2 protein-coding genes are annotated in these 2,653 nt (G+C 41.7%); both read left to right on the top strand.

Going from position 1 to position 2,653, the window contains the following annotated elements; genetic code table 11:
• Nucleotides 1-221 precede the first annotated feature (221 nt).
• Nucleotides 222-1,790 (top strand): aminoacetone oxidase family FAD-binding enzyme, encoded by a 1,569-nt coding sequence (locus ACQY26_RS06745; protein ID WP_428048378.1) that lies wholly within the window; start codon nucleotides 222-224, stop codon nucleotides 1,788-1,790.
• Entirely contained in the window at nucleotides 1,762-2,451 is a 690-nt protein-coding gene (locus tag ACQY26_RS06740) for a toxin-antitoxin system YwqK family antitoxin (RefSeq protein WP_428048377.1), read from the top strand. Before ACQY26_RS06745 ends, ACQY26_RS06740 begins: the two co-directional genes overlap by 29 nt.
• Nucleotides 2,452-2,653: the final 202 nt, after the last annotated feature.

Here is a 2,653-nt window from a genome sequence, read left to right as displayed (position 1 = left end):
AAGAAGTAGTAGATGCCTCCTAGAAATGTGACTAGACCAATAAGGCAGAGAATAAGTTTTATTATTTTTTTGAACATAGGATTCCCCTTTCTATCCCAATGGGTTGTTTTTAATAAAGTTGGATAATTTGCATAAAGTTTTCCCACTATTTATGAAATATATGTATAATTGAAATTAAGTATAGTATTTATTCCATTATATTTTAGCAAGAAGGAGGTAAAATGAGCTACGATATAATGGAAGATGTAAGAAAATATAAGGTGGGTATTTATATAAGACTTTCTAAGGAGGACGAAGAAAAAGGCAAATATAATGAAAGTGAAAGTATAAGTAACCAACGAAATATTCTTTTGCAATATTTATCACAAAACAGATTAGATTTAGAAGAAGAGTATGTTGATGACGGTGTATCAGGTACAAGTTTTGATAGACCAGCGTTTAATAGGATGATAAAAGATATAGAAAATAAAATTAATGACAGTATTTCTCCTAAGCCGGATTTTGAATTGAAAATAGATGAATTTCAAAAGATTATTCATTTATATGTTAGAGAAGGTGAATACAAGCCTTACTTTTACAAAGGAAAAGCTTATAGAAGAAGTGACAGCGCGACTATAGAAGTTGATCAGGCTGAACTTAAAACTCTTGTTTTGGAAAAGGAAATCCTGCCGGGCCGCAAAATACTTGTAAGCGGCAACGGGCGTTGCAATTTTACCAATATAAACGCTGCGCCGGGCAAGTATTACGGTGATAAAGCTTTTGTCAAATCCGTTTTGGAAGTCTTCCCGCCCAAAGCCTGCCTTAAATTTTTTGACGGCTTGGGCCTTTTGTACAGGGAAGAAGAGGGCGGAAGATACTTTCCTTTGACGGGCAAAGCAGCGTCGGTCAATGATTGTTTTTCCGCCGCGTTGTCCGCCGCCGGCGCGGAAATTAAATATAAAACGGAAGTTCTGTCTTTAAGTAAAAAAGGCGCCGGCTTTGAATTAAAATGCTCTGACGGTGCTTCTTACTGCGCGTATTATGCGGTTTTGGCTTGCGGCGGAGCGGCCTATCCGCAGGTTTCGGGCACCATGAAAGGCTATGAGTTGGCGCGTTCTTTGGGCCATTTGGTAAAATCGCCTCGCCCGGCTTTGAGCGCGGTTGATTTTAAAGAAACCGCGGCCGCACGTTTGACGGGGCTTAAACTGTATTGTTCTGTTTCGCTTTCCTGCGCGCCTGAAGATAAAGAAGATGGGGAAGTTACCTTCGGTTCAAAAGGTGCGGCCGGGAATAATATTTTAAGTTTAAGCCGCAGGGCCAAAGCCGGCGATAAACTTATAATAGATTTTATGCCGCAGTTTTCCGCTCCGGCTTTGAAAGAGCTCTTCCTTAAACGCGCGGCTATGTACCCCGGCTTTAAAATAAAAGAACTTTTTACGGGGATACTGCCTTCAACGCTTGCAAATTTGCTTATTGATTACGCCGGGCTCAGAAAAAATACTCTTTTGCTTGAAATTAAGGATAATATTTTTGATAGAATAGTATCAACGGTTAAAAGCTGGCCTTTTACGGTTGCGGGGCTGAGGTCTTTTAAAGAGGCTTCCTGTTCCGCCGGCGGGGTTGATACGTCGGAGATTTGTTTGGGGACATGCGCCTCAAAAAAAGTAAAAGGCTTGTATATTACCGGCGAACTTTTGGATATAGACGGCCGCTGCGGCGGATATAATTTACAATTTGCATGGGCAAGCGGTTATACCGCGGCCAAAGCGATAGAGGTTGAATATGGAAAATTTAATCGTAAGAAAAACTAAAGCTCTTGACGGAGCGGACAAAGGCAAATTTTTGCGCGTTTATTTGCTTGAAGGAAAAGAAGTCTATACCGAAAAGCTCGATGAAAATTTGGAAATTATCGGGACGACCGGTTCTTTGCCGGACGGCTTGGTAAAAGAGTTTTTTGACAACGGCCTTACGTATTTTCAATGCTATTTTAAAGACGGAAAGCGCAACGGTTCAAGCAAGATTTTTTATGAAACCGGCAAATTGAACGTCGAAAAAGAATACTTAAACGGTATGCTGCACGGGCGGGCTTTCGTTTATTACCCCAACGGCAGACTCAGAGAAGAATTTTCCTACGTAAAAGATATCGAAAACGGCAGAAGATTAAGATATTATCCCAACGGCAAAATACTTGAAGTGGCCGAATACGTCGACGGCGATATGGACGGCGTATGCAAAGCTTACGACGAGGACGGAAACGTTATGTCCGAAAGCGTTTATAAGAAAAACCAAATCGTTGGCGATAAAATTTCCTATCATAAAAACGGCACCATAGCCATGATTGCCCCGCATAAAAACGGCAAAGCCAACGGCGTCACCAAGAAATATTCCGAAACGGGCGACCTCTTGGAAGAGTGGATTTTTGAAGACGGGCAGTTGAAGGGGAAGAAAGATTATACTCTGAAAGACTTATAAGCCTTTGTGTTTTGACTCGGCCTAAGTTGCGCGCTCTCATTTTTTTACTCGCGTGATATTGCGTACTCGAGGCTAGCAGACTTCCGTATTTGGCCGTATTTGCGTTTTTTCGTCAGTCGGATACTGCGCGCCCTCTGGGCGCATCATCTAGGTTAAGCAAAGCCTTATACTGCACCTTGCGCCGCTCTGATTTTTAAAAGAA

The sequence above is a fragment of the Candidatus Proelusimicrobium excrementi genome (assembly GCF_937881865.1).
GTDB lineage: Bacteria > Elusimicrobiota > Elusimicrobia > Elusimicrobiales > Elusimicrobiaceae > Proelusimicrobium > Proelusimicrobium excrementi.
Note: the sequence above shows the minus strand (reverse complement) of the source record. Positions and strands in the feature narration are given on the sequence as shown.

Bases quoted from the DNA above. Each gene is read 5' to 3' on its own strand.
- ACQY26_RS06740 (WP_428048377.1), top strand. From the start codon at position 1,762: ATGGAAAATTTAATCGTAAGAAAAACTAAAGCTCTTGACGGAGCGGAC.
- ACQY26_RS06745 (WP_428048378.1), top strand. From the start codon at position 222: ATGAGCTACGATATAATGGAAGATGTAAGAAAATATAAGGTGGGTATT.